The organism is Prevotella sp. KH2C16 (genome assembly GCF_900113305.1).
Lineage (GTDB): Bacteria > Bacteroidota > Bacteroidia > Bacteroidales > Bacteroidaceae > Prevotella.
The window spans coordinates 86,347-103,626 of sequence record NZ_FOOW01000010.1 but is presented as its reverse complement, the minus strand read 5'-3'; the positions used below and the strand labels follow the sequence as shown (position 1 = coordinate 103,626).

Sequence of the window (17,280 nt, the reverse complement as noted above, 5' to 3'; positions counted from 1 at the left end):
AAGATGAGCTTGGATTTACGCATGATAGATTTGGAGGGGTACTCGGATCATATCGACAACAAGGCGAGCCATTGTGCGAAGTTGCTCAATGACTATTATCGGAAGTATGATGCACAGAAAGGAACGCAGTTCGTATTCTCTGACTTGGGGACATACAAGCCCGGAGAATGGAACGTGTATTCGGAAATCAAAAGAAAACTGGTGGAAGACTACCATATCCCGTCCTACGAGATACGCTTTATTCAGGAGTGCAAGAACGAGAAGGCAAAGAAGGCGATGGTGGATGCCATGAACCTTGGCGACATCCGTATTATCTTCGGCTCCACGTCCATGTTGGGAACAGGAGTCAATGCCCAGCAGCGTGCCGTAGCCGTCCATCATTTGGATTGTCCTTGGCGTCCTTCGGATTTGGAGCAACGCGATGGGCGTGCCATTCGTAAGGGCAATATAATCGCCAAGGAGTTTGCAAATAACAAGGTCGATGTGATTATCTATGCCGTAGAACGCTCTTTGGATAGTTATAAGTTCAATTTGCTTCACAACAAGCAGTTGTTCATCAATCAGCTCAAAACAAACACCCTTGGTAGCCGTACCATTGACGAGGGTTCAATGGATGAGGACAGCGGTATGAACTTTTCTGAATACGTGGCAGTACTTTCGGGCAATACCGACCTCTTGGAGAAAGCAAGGATGGACAAGAAGATTGCCACCTTGGAATCCGAGCGCAAGAACTTCCTCCGTGAGCGTGATGCAGCGACAGGGAAGTTGGCGGAGATTGACAGCTCCGTGTCCTTCCATTCGGACAAAATTAAGGAGGCTAAGGCGGACTTGGCTCTCTTTGAGCAGCGTGTGGAGCGTGACAAGGAGGGACTGCCCGTCAATAAACTGACGATAAAGGGTGTGGAGGACAGCACTGACATCAAAGTCATTGCAGCCCGCTTGCATGAGATTGAGGAAAAGGCTCGCACTAAGGGTGAGTACAACAAAATCGGTGAGATTTACGGCTTTTCCGTTATGGTCAAGACGGAGAGCAGCTCAAAGGACCTGTTCGATTGCTCGGTGAACCGTTTCTTTGTCAAGGGACAGGAGAGCATCTACTATACCTATAATAACGGTAAGTTGGCGACAGACCCGAAACTTGCCTGTGAGAACTTCTTGGGTGCCTTGGAGCGTATCCCGAAGGTGATAGAGTCGCATGAGAAGGAAATGGCAAAGGTTGTGGCCAACAAGGACGTTTACACCAACATTGCGGGTGGTTCTTGGAAGAAAGAGGACGAACTGCGTGCGCTCAAAGGGGAGGCAGCAGAACTTGACAGAAAGATTGCGCTTACGCTTGCACCGCCGGAGGAGGAAAAAGAGGAAACGGAGGAAATGAAGCAAGGAGAGAACTTGTCCGACAATAATCATTCTGCCGGAATAAAGAACAAGAGTTATCCTGCTCAAGACAAGGAAGAAGACTACCGTTCACAAAACTTCAGACCCAAATGGAGACACTAATAGAAATACATTGATGATAATTATTATCAAGTCAGTTAGATTTTGGCAATAAATAGAAATTATTGCCAAAATCTAACTAATTTTTATAATAGCTCACTCGTCTTGACCCAATAGAAGAAGGCTTCCGGCAATATTTTTTTCAATTTGTTGAGTTTATTATTGACGGAAGGAGACAATTCCATGGCAAGTATGGTGTTCGGATTTCCATCGTATTTCTCAATTCTTGTGTTTGATTTTTCTATTGAAGTGGCAAGGTAAGCCGCACGGGCCGAATCTACGATAGCATCCTCTATGCGATATTTCCCTTTGTAGATGTAGCCGTCTATTTTCTTAATGCCGCTTTGCAGCATTTTGAAATCGCCTTTACCCATTTGCCCTCTGGTAGCCAGACACAAGGCGGTTTCCCGAATATCCTCATAAATGAGTGACAAATCAGCAGGCAAGCCCCGGTATTGCAATTCTATTTTCCCTATCTGAGTGAAAGTTTCCTTAGTGTGCAGGAAATTGTCAGTATGCTCAAACAGTCTGCCTACGTCATATAACTGCTTGATGATTTCCAGCGAGCGGTCTCTGCCTCCCTTGATATAAGGAACACCTGAGGTGTTGGGGGCAAATGCAGTAAGTTTATCACCGAGAATGTCGTCAGCTGATGGCACGGTTACCTTCAATGGATCACCGTCCAATTCTATAAAAGGCCCTTTAATCTCAACTTCTTCTGTAGCGTGGTATTGTAAATCCTCGTACAGGACATCAAGCAGTATATACGCAGGTTTATCATCGTTCTTATAAGCGATGTGATAAAAGAATTTCGAGTGGCTTTTGGGAATATTCGTGTCCCTCTGCTGCCGTTCCTCAAGGGTCTTGGATATGAATCCGAACTTTTCTATATCGTTCAGATAAAGCTCAATATTCGTCCCGGGCGGGCAGATAATGTCAATGTCTATGGATAACCGGTGAGCAGACTCGCCCAGAATAAGCATCAGAGCCGAACCGCCCTTAAAGCAGAATGGGCAACCAGATAATTTCAGCATCTCCAGCAGGGACATTGCCCTGATGACTTTTTCTATCAGGTTCAGGTCTTTATACTTGTTGCGTACGGATATGGACTTTATCCATTCGGTAGTCATACATTCTTTTTTGATCATACCATTTCCTTGATATAGTTTTCTATTTGCGGTTTTATGTTGCGTCGTGAGGCATAACGCAGCAGCATTCCTACATTCACGTTATAGTTGGTAAAAGCATTCCGCATCATGTACAGGGCTTCCTGACCTTGCAGGTAGAAGAAATCCCTGTCGCATTGAATATCGACTAAAAGCTTTTCAATAGTCGGTACATTGATGCCGTTTACTTCCTGCATGGGGGACTCTGAAACAAGAGGCTTTACGATATAGGCTCTTTTATCCAGCCGGATATAATCGGACATCACGTCTTCCTTTGGCGAAAGGAAACTGCGTTCGTGCATATCCTGTACAAAGTGGAATATGGTTTCAGCGGCATCACGCTCCGTTTCTATATAGATATTGTTGTTGTATGACAGGTGATGCTGTAAGTCGGACAGGATTTCGCCGTTATACACGCAAAAGTCCAATAACGGATATTCCGCTTTTAATTTCTTGTACAACCGAATGGAATAAACGTTAGGAACCGGGCGGAATATGACTTTTGGAGTGGTTGTATATATACCCTTGCTTATTCTGAATATTTTTCTTTCATCCATCAGCTTGCGTAAATGCCAAGACAGCATCTTCTTGGAAATTTCAATTTTTCCGGAAAGATTCTCATACAAGTCGTTCGTCCTGAATTCCTTGTTGGTGTTTGCAAAATCTATAATGATATTACTGACGTTCATTCTGCTATCACTAATGGTTCGGTGCAAAGATAGTTAGATTTTGGCAATAAAACAAATAAATTGCCAAAATCTAACATATTTTCATATTACTTTGCTGCTACCAACCATCTCGCTTCCGTACCATTTCATCTATCTCTTCCCGAAGGAAAAGCAATCGTCCATTGGCCTTGAGATAGGGGATTTTCCCTGCCCAAACCCAGTTGTAGATGGTCTTTTGTTCCACTTTGAGAATCTTGGATACATCTATGATGTCCAAGTATTCCGGTTTCAAGGGTGGACGGACGCTTGTATCGACGGATTGCTCTTGCAGGACAAGCAGCTGGTCGAGTTTATCCTCAACATTCCTCAGCTTGTCGAACAGGCATTTCTGCCAAGTATCTTCTGTATTGTAGTCTATGTACGGCATAGTTCTCCTTTTTGATAGTTACCATTGGTATCCTGTGCCAAGATACGCTGTTCTTTCATGTAGGCGATGTATTTCTTCGCGGTTCTGTCCTTGATTTCCATTTCCCGCATCAGAACCTCACAAAGCTCTTGGTAAGTGAGCTTGAAAGAATTTCGGAAAGCTTCCTTGATAACGGCAATGAGTTCATCGGTCTTGCGCTTTTCCTTGTCCTCCTTAGACTTCTCGCCACGATAGACGTGCATATCCTCTGCCTTGTCCCAGCCGAAAAGCATCATCGGTACATCCAGCGGACTTCCGTCACGGACTTTCAATGCCTTCACCACAGAATATTCGGGATTGTCGTCTTTCTCTATAGAGAGAATACCCGCCGCCTTGCGTTGCAGTTCCGAGCCGATGTGTCCACGGAGTTTGATACCATTCGGCACGAAGTGCAGCACGCAGACAATGCAGGTATTGTAGATACCCGCCAGACGGTACAGCTCATCAACAATGGCTATGCTCTCCGTTTCGTCATTGGCTGAGCGTATCAGGTCTGCTATGCCGTCAATAACCACAAGATGGATGCCTCCATGCCTGTGATGAAACAAATCCATACTCTCGCGGATAAGTTTCAGCCTGTCCTTGCGGGACAGAGAGGCGAGGTACAGGGAATGGTAAAACACCGGTACGGCCGTCAATAAAGCCCGGCGCAGTGTCTTGCCCAAATTCTTGTGCAGCTGTGCCTCGGACTGCTCCGTGTCATAGTGCAGGACTGCCAAGCCTTTGGGGTTGGCGGTAATCTCCAATCCCAAGGTTCTCTCTATTGGCAGCCGTTCTTCTCCCAATGCTCCGGCAAGGATGGCTCCTACATAGTTACTCTTGCCCGTGCCCTCACCACCGGTGATGCAGAACAGATTATCCTGTGTTCCCAGCGGAACGCCATTCACCGCCACAACCGATTTGGAAATGTCCGGTGGATTTTCGTAGTCTATCTCACAGGAGCGAAGCATCATCATGGTTTGGCTGTATAGGTCTGTAAACATATTGGCAAGCAGTTCTTTCAGTTCTTTAGTCCCATTGCCTAAGGCAAAGAAATCGGAAATGTCTTTTTCTGTCTTAGTTCCGCTGAGCGGAAGTGAAAGATTCAAGACCTTATATTCTGCTAAATGTTCAACCTGTTTATGCGCCTCCCGTACACCTGTTTCATCCGCATCATACAAGAGTATGATATGCCTAAAACGAAGCTGAAGGCTCTCAATGATACTTGTAGGTATCTGTGCCGTTTCACTGTTGAAGCAAATCGCATTGAAGCCGTGTGCATACAACGAGAGGACATCCTTTTCCCCACCTGTTATGAAAAGCATATCTCCTTTGGTGGGGATCTGCTCCATACCGAAACAATAGGTGGCTGGCATCCGTCCGCCATAGAGAAAGCGGATTTTCGGACTGTGGGGGCGGTATATCTTGACATAGCCGTTTCCGATATAGGCAAATATCGGCTCTGTCGGTGAACTGTGAAGTTCAAACTTCCTGCCTTCAGCAGATACGCTTTCATACCGTTTAAGGCTTCGTACCCGAAAAAGCCGAAGTGTATCCTCATGGATACCGTAATGCGCCCAATAGTTCAGCAGTCCATCGTCAAAAGGCTGTATCTCGAAATTGTATGGGCGTTCTTCCGCACTTTGGACTGTATCAGTCTTAGGACTGGAAACGATAGGGCTTTTACGGGGCGGTGCAGCGCGCTTGCCATGCTTCCCACCGTCATACAAGGAATACAGTCCAAGTTCTTGGACGATGATTTTCAAGACTTCGGGGAAATCGGTTTTTAGATTTAAGCCTCGCATGGTTGCCACAAACCAGAAACAATCCCCCGAATAGGTGGTATCCCCATGATCATAGAACTTATAGGAAGAAGTTTTCCTATCATAGTAGATATGGCATGAAGCCCGCCTGTCGTCATAAAAAGGACTGCGGAAGTTACGGTGAAGGTTCACCTCAAAGCCAAGGAAATGGGAAAACACATTAAGCCCTCCTTGTGTAAGTGATAGTATCTGTTCCTTATCTATCATAACTGTCGGTTTTTAGGGTTAAGGCATGAACTCATGATAAGATTGTCCTTGAAGCGGTTGAGCCGACCAAGAACCTCGTCATTCCTCATGCCTGAAACACGGAGGCGGTTGCACTTTACGGCAATAAGGATTGACTTAAAGAAGTAACGCACATCGCCACTCTCCGTGTAGCGATACCGCACTAACTGTTTCTTGCGCCAACGGTAAAGGGTGGACTCTGAGATATTCAGAGTCCCGATAAGGTCTTTGGTGGTCATTTCCAACTCGTCATCTATATCCTGGATAAGGTGAGAGGTTCGCTCAACGTACTGCTCTATTCGGTTGAGCCTGTCTATCAGGTCCTGATAGGCTTGGCTTTCTACTGCTATTATTTCCATCTTTTCAACTTGGTGTTTTTAATTGCTACGTCCAACCCGGAATTCGCAAGATGTTGCATAAGCGAGTTATAGGCACCCTGTGTATATACCTCAACGTGTACTTCCGCGATAGGTCTTGGAATGTCTTCTCCATTACTTGCGAGAAATGCAAACATCTCATAGATATCTATTTCCAAAGCAGATGCATAGTTCTCTATTTGGAGGAATGTCATTGCAATCTGTCCGGACTCCCATCGGGATATCGTACTTTCATCAACTCCCAATTTCTCAGCAAGATACGCTTGTTTCAGAGATTTGTTCAGTCTCTCATTTCTAAGAAATTCCAGTAACTTTTTCATAGATATAAAGTTATAGAGACATCTCGGCACGAGCAACCCGTCACACGCAAGTTTATGTACCCTCTGCAAGTCGTCATGCTTCAGATGCAATAGTTTGTTTGGTGGCGGATGCAAAGGGCATCTATATATAAATTGACGATTATCTATTGTGAATTATATTGGGAAGTATTAACATTCCATTCGTCTGCCACATACATAAAATTCCTCCAGTGCAAGGTGCAAGCCCCTATATATAAGGGGACTTGCACCTTGCACTGGAAAGTGTAGCAATAACAAGTCTAAATATTTATGGCACAAAGATTTGGAGGTTAGTACAATTTTATATACCTTTGTACCCAAGAAAAGAGAGCTGTTGTGCTTTCAAAAGGTAGTCAGAATGGTAGTCATAAAGCAGTCAAAATACTGCTACAAAAATGCTACACAGGTGATTTATCAAAATATATAGAAGATTTATATACAACGAGATACGAGAGTTTGGTTCATAAACCTCTCTCTCCGCGGAAAGATATAGGCAAGTCGCCAGCCCGTTATGGGATGGCGACTTGCTTTCGTTTATAGGCTTTCTCTTACTTTCAATTCAGTCTTAAAACGGCCTTTCCGCCGTTTGCGAGCTGCACGGTGAGGGTTACGGGGGCCTTCTCTTGCCATTTTCCATCGACTCCTCGCAAGATGACCTGCGCATGTCCCATGAAGGCTTTGAGTTCAGCCTGTTGACAGTCCTTGACCGTCGGGCGTTCCGTTTCCTTGAAACCCGGGTCGCCGTTGCCCCATCCGAGGATGGCGGCAGCACCCGTTACGCTGACTGCGAGCTTGTCGCAGGCGTCGGGCACGCGGCGACTCTTCTTGTCGAGGAGTGAGATATCGATGACCACGGCGTCCTGCCCGTCGGAAAGGAGCGTGTTTTTGCTGGCCTTGAGGACAACCTTTGAGGCCTCGTCGGTGGTCTCCACTCGGGTGGTGAGCACCTTCTTCCCGTTTTTGAAGCCATTGGCAACCAGTCGGCCAGGCCTGTAAGTAGTGCTCCAGACCAGATGCCCGTCTCTCGGCATTTTCTGTCTGCCCAGCGAGCGGCCGTCCTGAAAGAGTTCCACCTCGTCCATATTCGAGTAGGCCCATACCTCCACGGGCTGCCCCTCCTTGCCTTTCAGGTTCCAGTGGGGGAAGATGTGCAGCACGGGCTCTGCCGTCCAGGCGGCCTTCAGGTAATAAGCCTCATCCTTGGGGAAGCCGCAATAGTCGAGGATACCAAACTGGCTGCCTGTGGCAGGCCACTTCATCGGGTTGGGTTCACCCCTGTAATCGAAGCCTGTCCAATAGAAGATGCCGCCGGTATAGCTGTTGTCGCGATAGTATTTCCAGCCTCGCTCGATGACATTCTTTTCCCCTCCGGAGCGTTCCTCGCCCTCATAGTTGATGCTTTTCATCCATCCCTTGAGGGAGTCGGTCTCATAGATGTTGCGTGTTCCGCAGCCGCTGGTCTCCTCAGTCCCTACGACAAACCAGTCGGGATAGGTCTTATGCCGGTTCTCGACATCGTTCTGGAAGATATAGTTGTAGCCGTGGATGTCCACCTGCTTCGTCAGTCCGAAGCCGCCGCTGTTGCCATAGGTGTATGGGCGGGTATCGTCAATCGTGCGCGCAAAGTCTATCATGCGCCGCGCGATACTCTCTCCCTTCTCCGTGCTTTCTATCCACCACTCCTCGTTGCCGATGCTCCAGAGGATGACGGAGGGGTGGTTGCGGTCGCGCTGAATCATTCTCCGGAGCAGGTCGAGGTGCTCCTCGTTGGTGCCCATGAGTCGGTTTTCGTCGATGACGAGTATTCCGAGCGAGTCGCATATGTCCAGCATGGCCGGTGTGGCGGGGTTGTGGGAGCAGCGGATGGCGTTCACGCCGAGCTCCTTCAGCTTCATCACCTCGTAGCGCCACACCTCGTCGGGCAGGCCGACTCCCACGCCCGCATGGTCGAGATGCATGTTCACGCCCCTCAGTTTCATCGCCTTGCCATTGAGCAGGAATCCCTTTTCAAGGTTAAACTCCATCGTGCGGAGCCCTACCTTGGTCCTCACCTCGTCTGTTACCTTCCCCGACGGGTCGGCAATCCGCGACACGAGGGTGTAGAGATAGGGGTCGGTGGAAGACCAGTAGTGCGCCCTGCTGACGGCTGCCGACCCTCCCTCGTCAATCCGGGCGACCTCGCTGCCCCCGCCATCCATCAGCGCGTGGGTAACGCGAAAACCTGTCTGACCGGCGGGATTGTCAACCTCGCTGCTCACGGTGAATGTGATTCGGTCGCCGTCTTTCCGCGTCCTGAAGAAGATGCGGTCGCTCTTGAAATGCAGGGGAGCGGTCTCTATGAGCCACGCATGCCGGTAGATGCCGGCTCCCTCATAAAACCAGCCCTCCTCGGTAGAGGCGTCGCAGCGCACGGTGATGATGTTCTCGCCCCCGTAGTTCAGGTATTCGGTGAGGGTATACTCGCGGGAAGCATAGCCGCTGACCTCGTGCCCCAGATAGAATCCATTGCAGAACACCTGGCTGTTGCGGAAGATTCCGTCGAAGCGGACGGCAAGGTGCCGGCCTTTAGCTTCGGCGGGGATGAACAGCCGCTTGCGATACCAGCCGACGGAGTTTCCCGGATATTTCCAGCCTACCTGCTTATAGCCGTGAGAATGGCTGGCCTCGCCACTGTAGGGGAGGTCTACCACCCAGTCGTGGGGCAGGTTTACGGATGTCCACGAGGAGTCGTCGAACTTCTCGCTGGCAGGTCCTTGGTTCTGGCCGACGGCCTTTGTGAGGTAGGTGAAGTATTCCGTGCCGTGCGAGAAGTCCTTTTCCATGGAGGCGGCATTGCCGAGATGGAAGGTCCAGTCGTTGTCCAGCGAGGTTGTTTCCCGTTGCGCTCCGGCGCCGCAGGCAATGGAAATCAGGCAAAGTGTTGCGAGGAGTTTCTTCATAAGTCTTGTCTTGTAATATGATAGGTTTCTGTTTGTCTGGGGAAAGACGGTCTCCCCTTTGACAAAATCGGCGAAATTGAAGAACAAAATCGGCGATTTTGTCGCACAATCTCGCCGATTTTGTCAGCCTGTTAGCCGCTGATAGCAAACGGGAGGGCAGACTCCCGTGCTGCAATAGGGGAGGAGACTGCCGTCTTATTGCAGCTTCACGGTGATAGCCTTGCCGCCGTAGTTCACCATCTTGCCGGCAGGACTGTCCAGGTTGAGTGCCTGGGGGTTGTCTCTGTTCACGGCCACGATGTTGAAGCGGCGCTGCTTCAGCATTCCGTTGAAGGAGCCCTTGCGCTTGGAGAAGGCAACGGTCTTGTCGGCCTCGCTATAGTGGATGTCGATGGTGGCGTAACGCCCCTTCTCGTAATTATAGTTCGTACCCTCGTCTTCATACAGCTGGAAGTCGGCATCCCTGCCCTCATAGACATAGAGATTGATGAGCTCCGGCTGCTTCTCGTCGCTCCATTCCATTTCCGGACCGAAAGGAATGATGCTGCCTTCGGGCACGAATACGGGGATTCGCTCATAGGGCGCATCGACCACGAGGCTTTGTCCGCCTTCGATAAACTCGCCCGTGTAAAGGTCGTACCACCCTCGCTGGCGGGGGAAGTAGACGCTGCGGTTGCGTGCGTTGTAGTATCCCACGGGGCAGGCCATCAGCGACGGCCCGAACATCCATTGGTCCTTGATGTCGTAGATGTTGTCGTCGCCGTTGAAGTCCATCACCAGCCCCCGGAGCATGGTGTAGTCGTTGAAGTGCACCCATCCGGCCATGGAGTAGAGATAGGGCATCAGCCGGTAGCGCAGCTTGTCGTAGGCCACGATGCTCTTGTAGGCGGGATGCCCCTCGGGAGCGATGTTCCATACCTCGCGCGTGGGCCATTGCCCGTGAGTGCGGTAAAGGGGAATGAAGCAGCCGAACTGGTTCCAGCGTGCCTGTAACTCACGCCATTCCTTCAGGTCGCTGTTTTCCACTCCGGTCTTGTCAAACTCCTGTTGGGCTGCCACATACCTGTTCTCCACGCAGAAGCCGCCCTGGTCCATCCCCCAGAAGGGCAGCCCGGACATGGAATAGTTCAGTCCGGCACTCATCTGGGCGCGCATGTCTTCCCAGCGCGTGGCTATGTCTCCGCTCCAGGTGGCCGTGGAGTAGCGTTGTTCACCGGCAAAACCGCTCCGGGTGAGCAGGAATACCCGCTGATCGGGGTTCACCGAGCGCTGTCCGCTGTAGATGGCGTCGGCGTTTACGATGGAGTAAGCGTTGAAATATTCGGTCGATGTACCGAGCGCGGTGGGCCCGGAGAGCGCCTTGCGATACCACATGGGCGTGCAGTCGCGTATGTTCGGCTCGCTGGCATCCATCCACCAGGCGTCTATGCCGTGGTTATACTTGTTATAGAGATTCTCGTCCATCTGCCGCCAGAACACCTTCCTGGCCTCCGGGTCGTAAGCGTCATAGAAGGAGCCGGGGAATCCGAGCCAGTCGTGAATGTCGTCTTCGATGGCCTGATGGTAAATCCAGCCTCGGCGGTCGAGCTCCTTATAGTTAGCCACCGACGAATAGAACTTGGGCCAAACGGAAATCATGAATCGCCCGTGCATGGCATGCACGCTGTCGAGCATTGCCTGCGGGTGGGGATAGCGACTGGTCTCGAAGGTGTGGTCGCCCCAGTTTTCGAGCTTCCAATAGTTCCAGTCCTGCACGATATTGTCGATGGGGATGTGGCGTTTGCGGAACTCCGCGAGGGTGGCCTCTATCTCCTCGGAGGTCTTGTAGCGCTCGCGGCTCTGCCAGAAGCCGAGTGCCCACTTGGGATATACCTGCGCCTTGCCGGTCAGGGTGCGGTAGCCGCTGATCACCTCATCGGCATTCCTGCCGGCAATGAAGTAATAGTCGAGGTCTTTGCTCATCTCGCTCCAGATGCTTATCATGCCCTGTTCCTTCTCCGGGAGCAGCCGGGCTACCCGCAGGCCGCAATAGCTCACATCGCCGTCGGGCTGCCATTCCACGCGAATCTGCGTCCTCCGCCCCTTGACGAGGGGAACGACGAACTTCCAGGAGTTGGGGTTCCACGCCGTGCGCCAGCGCTCGGCAACCGCCTCCCGGCCGTCGAGATAGACTTTTATGTAGCCTGCATAGTAGAGCATGAAGTGGTAATTGCCGTTCTCGGGAGCCTCCAGAAAACCCTCGTAGACCACATTCGAGCCGTTCAGGGAGAATCCTTTCGGGAGATTCTTGATGCCTCCGGGCTCAACGGCGTTGGCAAGCCTTGAGGCGGCGGGGGTGTCAAACTCAAAGTAGAGGCTGTCCTCATCGCGCACGAGCGTCTTGCCTGTCCGGTCAATATAGGTGCCTGTGAGGTGGCCTTCCTTACCCCGCCTGTCATAGAGCTTGAAAGCCCGGTTCAGCTGCAGGTATTCATTCGGATTTCCCCAGCGGCAGTAACTGTAGCTGTCCCATAGGATTCCGTAGTTCTTATTACTCAAAACGAACGGCACGGAGACCTTGGTGTTGTATTGGAAGAGGTCTTCGTTGAGCCCTTTCATATTGAATTCCTCGGCCTGGTGCTGCCCGAGCCCGTAGAAAGCCTCGTCGGCTGGGCTGTCGAAGCGGGCTTGCCAGGAGAATCCGTGCTTCCACGCGTCGGGCACCTTAGCAATGTCGACGCCCATCTCACGGTCGGGCACGGTGAAGGGGGTGAGCGTCTTGCCACCCTCCGCAGCCTCTGCAAGATAGGTCTTACCGGCTTTGTCTTTGAAGAGAATGCGGCCGGAATGCCTGTTCACGAGCACCTTTATATCTGCCGTGGTGATGTTTATGTCCGCTCCCTCCTCGTCTACCCGGAAGTCGCTGAACGGCTTCTGCGGGACGATGATCAGGCTTTGCTTCTGCGGAAAGGTGTCGCCGGCGGTGGCCTCCACGCGTACAATCCTGCTGTTCACTACCTGCAGGCGGACGAGGGAGGCTCCGTTGCGCCCGGGATTGGAGACTCTGATTGTAACCTGGTTACCCCTTTCCTCGTAGTCTTGGGCCTTGCTGATGCTGGTTGGCACGGTCAGAAATGTCAGGAGAATTAGCAGCTTGACGGTTCTCATTTATGTCTTTGGGATTTGATAGGTAGCCTATACGATGATTCTCACTTTCTTGTAGTTCTCGCGGAAATCGCTGGGAGAGCAGCCTTTCTTGCGCTTGAAGATGCGGTTGAAGTTGCTGATGTTGTTATATCCGCACTTGAAACTGATCTCGCTGATGCTCTGTGTCGTGTCGATGAGCAGCCGGGCGGCATTGCCGATGCGGATGTCGATGATATAGTCGCTCAGCGTCCGGCCGGTATGCAGCTTGAAGAAGCGGCTGAACGCGCTCTCGCTCATGTAGGCCATGTCGGCCATGGTCTTGAGCTTGAGGTCGTTCATATAGTTCTGGCTGATATAGTTTTTTATCTTCAGGATGCGCCGGCTGTCGTCCTCTATGTCAACCTTCGCATAGCTTGTGGTGGCCAGGGTGCGGGCCCCTTCGCTCTGTGAGAGGTCATAGAGTATCTCAAGAAACTGGATGACGGCATGGAACCGGTCGTTCTGCCGGCTCAGGGTGTCAAGTTTCCCGTAGACTTTCATGATGGTATTGAGCGGGAATACAAGTCCCTTCCGCGCCTCAAGGAGCATGCGGCGGATGCTGTCGAAGGGTGTCTTGTTCAGAAATCCCTCATCCTCGGTGAGGCCAAAGCGGAACTGGATGGTAATCTCCCGGATGTCTTCGCTTTTGCATTCGTTCTGTTCCCAGACATGTTCGAGGTCGGAGCTGGTTATCAACACCAGGTCATAAGGGCCGATGACCTCATTGCTGTCGCCGACAATCCTGCGTACTCCTTCTGCGTGTTCTACGAAGTTGAGCTCACATACCTCATGGCAATGGATGGGGTAGGAGAACTCTTTCTTATGCCTGTCGGCGATGTAGAGGGCATCCTTGTCCATCAGAGGAGTAATCTCGTGTAATACATGACTTTCGTTCATATCAGTATTTCCTTTCCATTAATTCAAGGCACATGCGGCTGTTGTGGTAAGGGCACTTCCATAATCCGGCCTTGTCGTCTTTGTAGTTGACGGCTCCGTTGGCGTCTATTCCCCAGTGCCATTCCCCGTTTTCGTAGTCGATGAGATTGTTTTTTACGAAATTCCAGCATCTTAGTGCGGTTCCAAGAGCTTCTTTGTCCCCAAAATGCTGGTAGAGATTGACATGCCCGATGATGTTCTCGCACATCACCCACCATTGTCTCTGGTTGTCGGTCTTGCCGCTCTCCGTCCAGCGCTCATAGGCCATGGAGCCGTCTGGCTGCAGCCCTTCGTCGGCCGCTTTGGCTATGTCTACGACTATGGGCTCCATCTTCTTGAGAATCGCGGCATCCCCGAGCACCAGGGCAGTCTCGTGAAGAAGCCAGCTGGTCTCGATGTCGTGGCCGAAGCTTTGGATATTGCGCTTGCCGTTCCATTTGTCATCAAAGAACAGGTCGAGGTGCCGCGTTTGCTTGTTGAGCAGTTTTTCGGTGAAGATATCAAGTAGGTTCACAATGCTTTCCCTGAGTTCCGGGGTTTTCCACACACGGTAGAGGTTGGTATAGGGCTCAATGATGTGCAGATGAGTGTTCATCGTGCGGCTTCCGTTCTCATCTTTGTCGGAGAGGCGCATGTCGGCAATAGGCTTCCAGTCGCGGGCCAGAGCTTCCACATATCCATTGTTCACCGGGTCGAAGGCATGCTCTTCTATGTCGTGATAGAGCTTGACGGCCAGTTCGAGAGCCGACTTGTCTCCTGTGGCGCGGACATACTCGCCGAGCCCGTATATGGTGAAGCCGAGGGCATATGTCTGCTTCTTGGTGTCAAAGGGGTTCCCTTTATCGTCCAGACTCCAGTACACTCCGCCGTATTGCGAATCGATGAAGTGCTCTTCTATATAGTTCTTTGCCCTTGTGGCAGCTGTCAGATAGTCGGACTTTTGCAGTATGCGGTAGGCCGCGGAGAAAGTCCAGAGGATGCGGGCATTCAATACGGCCCCCTTCTCAGCGGTCATATCCACCTTGTCATGGCCGTCGATGCGGCCATAATAGCCTCCGTGCTCACGGTCGGTCATCCGCTCAATCCAATACTTGAGAATGTTTTCCTCGAGCGTCTGACGCATTTCCTGTTTCAGCTTCTCACTATTCATCATCCTTCCATCTTACGCAATTCCTTCAGTTTTTCACCGATGTCTTTCATCTTGCCCTTGCCGAGCGGATAGGCAACCATGATGATAACCATTAATATGGCGATGGCAGCAGGAATCCAACTCATGGTGAGCTTCATGCCGAGAATGGCCGTCTCGGTCTGCTGGACGGCGTTGGGAACAAGGCCGAAGGCCGCAAACAGCCATAGCACGGCCGACCCGGCGATGGCTCCGCCGAACTTCTGGGCCATCGAGCCTGACGAGAAAATGAGACCCGTGGAGGAGCTTCCGTCCTTTATCGTCGCATAGTCTGACACATCAGCATACATGCTCCAGATGAGCGGACTGATGATTCCTGTGCAGATGGAGATGAGTATCTGGAGCAGGAGCATGGAGATGAAGCCGCCGTTGGAGACTGGCAGATAGAAGAAGAACATGCTCAACACGGCCATGCCGGTGCAGGCAAGGGCGAAGGTAATGCGCTTTCCGAGACGCTTGCTGACGGGCACCGCGCATACAACGCCTATCATATTGCAGACCTCGCCGACGCCAAGGAACAATCCCGCATAGAAGAGAAATCCCACGATGCCTAAGTCTATATTGGCATTCTCACCAATGTAATACTTGAAATAATAGGCCACGGTAGCTCCCCGGACCGTGTTGAAGAGGTTGGAACACAATGCTGCGGCCGTGAGCAACCACCACGGAGCATTGTGGATGAGCGACTTCAGGTCGGAACCGAGAGGCGTTGCCTCTACATGGACATGCTCCCTGGTTAGCCGGAAACAGGCAAGGAAGAGCAGGAAGCAGAATACGGCGATGACAATCATTGCCCACTGCCATGCCCCTTGCTGCGTCTTTCCTGTCGCCTCGAAGAATTTGCAAAGGGGTTCCCAAGCAAACAGGGCAAGGAACGAACCCGCATAGGCGAAGAACATGCGGAAGCTGGAGAACACGGTTTTCTCATCTGAATCATTCGTCATTACGCCCAACATGGAGCCATAGGGGACATTGATGCCCGTATAGACGGTCATCATGAGGATATAGGTTACATATGCCCAGACCAGTTTCCCGGTCTCGCTCATGTCGGGAGTAGTGAAGAGCAGGATGCCTGCAATGGCAAAAGGTGCCGCGAACCACAAGAGATATGGGCGGTATTTGCCCCATCTGGTCTGTGTGCGGTCGGCGATTACTCCCATCATCGGGTCGGACACGGTGTCCCAGATGCGGGTAACGAGCATCAAGGTAGCGGTCGCTCCGAGAGACAGACCGAATATATCGCTGTAGAAGATGGGCAGATAATAGGAGAAGATCTTCCAGAACATGCTGGAAGACATGTCCCCGAAGCCATAGCCAACCTTCTCTGTCAGTTTTGCTTTAGCCATTATTCTGCGGTTTTGTTCTTGGCAATCAGTTTCTTGATAGTCTCTACGGATTCCGCCGTTGTGTATCCGTCGGCAGGAGTATTCTGGCAGTAGTCCACCAGTTTGTCGACTGTTGAGGTGGCCACATGCATTCGTGTGTCGCTGGAGGCATAATAGATATACACGGTGCCATCCTCATCTGCTATCCATCCGCTTGAGAAAACGACATTCATTACATCGCCTACATATTCCTCCCCCTCGGGTACCAGGAAATAGCCTCCCGGCATGGCGGTAACCTTCGAGGGGTCTTCGAGGGCAGTCATATACATATAGAGCACATAGCGGAGCCCGCTCGCGCAACCGCGGACGCCGTGGGCCAGATGAAGCCAGCCTGCCGATGTCTTGATGGGGTGTGGCCCCTCGCCGTTCTTCACCTCCATGATGGTGTGGTAGTTGCGTGGATAGATGATGGTTTCCTCTTTGATTTCAGCATTCTCGATGTCGTCGATGAGAGCCCAGCCGATGCCTCCTCCCGAGCCTGTATCTATGAATCCATCCTGCGGACGAGTATAAAAAGCATACTTTCCGTCTACGAATTCAGGATGAAGAACCACATTACGCTGTTGGGTCTTGGACTTCAAGTCATGCAGCCTTTCCCACTTAACGAGGTTCTTGGTGCGTGCGATGGCTGCCGTGGCAGTTGCTGCGGACAGGTCGCCCGGCTGGCTGTCGTCGTGCCGCTCGGCGCAGAATACGCCGTAGATCCAGCCGTCTTCATGGGCCGTAAGCCGCATGTCGTAGATATTGGTGGCGGGAATGATGTCCTCGGGCATGGTAATCGGATCGTCCCAGAAGCGGAAGTTGTCAATTCCGTTGGGGCTTTCGGCCACGGCGAAGAAGCTCTTGCGATCTGCTCCTTCCACCCGCGCCACCAGTACATACTTGCCGTTGAACTTGATTGCGCCGGAGTTGAGCGTGGCATTGCACATGATGCGCTGCATCAGGTAGGGGTTGTCTTTCTCGTTAAAGTCGTATTTCCACTCCAATGGCGCATGTTCTGCCGTGAGGACAGGGTACTTGTAGCGGGTATAGATACCGTTTCCCCATTCGAGAGGTTGGTTCTTTCTCGCCAGCAGTTCTTCGTGGTGGGCACGGAGGGCAGCGACTCTTTCTTTGAAATCACTCATAATATA

At 51.3% G+C, this 17,280-nt stretch carries 13 protein-coding genes; 1 reads left to right on the top strand and 12 read right to left on the bottom strand.

Annotation, left to right across the window (positions count from 1 at the left end):
- Positions 1 to 1,497: helicase C-terminal domain-containing protein (locus tag BM114_RS08515; protein WP_255406472.1), on the top strand; the 1,497-nt coding region annotated here is incomplete at its 5' end.
- An 83-nt stretch (positions 1,498 to 1,580) separates the two neighbouring features.
- Here BM114_RS08515 and BM114_RS08510 read toward each other — a convergent pair.
- From BM114_RS08510 to BM114_RS08455, 12 genes are all read right to left on the bottom strand, one after another.
- On the bottom strand, positions 1,581 to 2,642 hold the full coding sequence (locus BM114_RS08510; protein WP_091826435.1) for a nucleotidyl transferase AbiEii/AbiGii toxin family protein: 1,062 nt from the start codon (positions 2,640 to 2,642) through the stop codon (positions 1,581 to 1,583).
- Positions 2,639 to 3,349, bottom strand: a complete 711-nt coding sequence (locus BM114_RS08505) for a DUF6577 family protein (RefSeq protein WP_091826433.1) — start codon at positions 3,347 to 3,349, stop codon at positions 2,639 to 2,641. Before BM114_RS08505 ends, BM114_RS08510 begins: the two co-directional genes overlap by 4 nt.
- A gap of 97 nt (positions 3,350 to 3,446) precedes the next feature.
- Entirely contained in the window at positions 3,447 to 3,755 is a 309-nt protein-coding gene (locus BM114_RS08500; RefSeq protein ID WP_091826431.1) for a helix-turn-helix domain-containing protein, read from the bottom strand.
- Positions 3,743 to 5,803 carry a bifunctional DNA primase/helicase gene (locus BM114_RS08495; protein WP_091826429.1) on the bottom strand — a complete coding sequence of 687 codons (2,061 nt, stop codon included), beginning with the start codon at positions 5,801 to 5,803 and terminating at the stop codon, positions 3,743 to 3,745. Before BM114_RS08495 ends, BM114_RS08500 begins: the two co-directional genes overlap by 13 nt.
- Entirely contained in the window at positions 5,800 to 6,180 is a 381-nt protein-coding gene (locus tag BM114_RS08490; protein ID WP_091826426.1) for a DNA-binding protein, read from the bottom strand. Before BM114_RS08490 ends, BM114_RS08495 begins: the two co-directional genes overlap by 4 nt.
- Positions 6,171 to 6,518 (bottom strand): helix-turn-helix domain-containing protein, encoded by a 348-nt coding sequence (locus BM114_RS08485; protein ID WP_255406471.1) that lies wholly within the window; start codon positions 6,516 to 6,518, stop codon positions 6,171 to 6,173. Before BM114_RS08485 ends, BM114_RS08490 begins: the two co-directional genes overlap by 10 nt.
- Positions 6,519 to 7,090: 572 nt before the next feature.
- A complete protein-coding gene (galA, locus tag BM114_RS08480; protein WP_092112428.1) occupies positions 7,091 to 9,475 on the bottom strand; it encodes a beta-galactosidase GalA in 2,385 nt (794 codons plus the stop codon).
- A 195-nt stretch (positions 9,476 to 9,670) separates the two neighbouring features.
- Entirely contained in the window at positions 9,671 to 12,622 is a 2,952-nt protein-coding gene (locus BM114_RS08475) for a TIM-barrel domain-containing protein (protein WP_092112415.1), read from the bottom strand.
- A 27-nt stretch (positions 12,623 to 12,649) separates the two neighbouring features.
- Positions 12,650 to 13,537, bottom strand: a complete 888-nt coding sequence (locus BM114_RS08470; protein WP_092112413.1) for a helix-turn-helix transcriptional regulator — start codon at positions 13,535 to 13,537, stop codon at positions 12,650 to 12,652.
- A gap of 1 nt (position 13,538) precedes the next feature.
- A complete protein-coding gene (locus tag BM114_RS08465) occupies positions 13,539 to 14,729 on the bottom strand; it encodes an AGE family epimerase/isomerase (protein WP_369808414.1) in 1,191 nt (396 codons plus the stop codon).
- Positions 14,726 to 16,108 (bottom strand): MFS transporter, encoded by a 1,383-nt coding sequence (locus BM114_RS08460; protein ID WP_092112411.1) that lies wholly within the window; start codon positions 16,106 to 16,108, stop codon positions 14,726 to 14,728. The genes BM114_RS08465 and BM114_RS08460 overlap by 4 nt, the downstream gene beginning before the upstream one ends.
- Positions 16,108 to 17,274, bottom strand: coding sequence for a glycoside hydrolase family 130 protein (locus BM114_RS08455; RefSeq protein ID WP_092112409.1), 1,167 nt, complete (start codon positions 17,272 to 17,274; stop codon positions 16,108 to 16,110). The genes BM114_RS08460 and BM114_RS08455 overlap by 1 nt, the downstream gene beginning before the upstream one ends.
- Positions 17,275 to 17,280 lie beyond the last annotated feature (6 nt).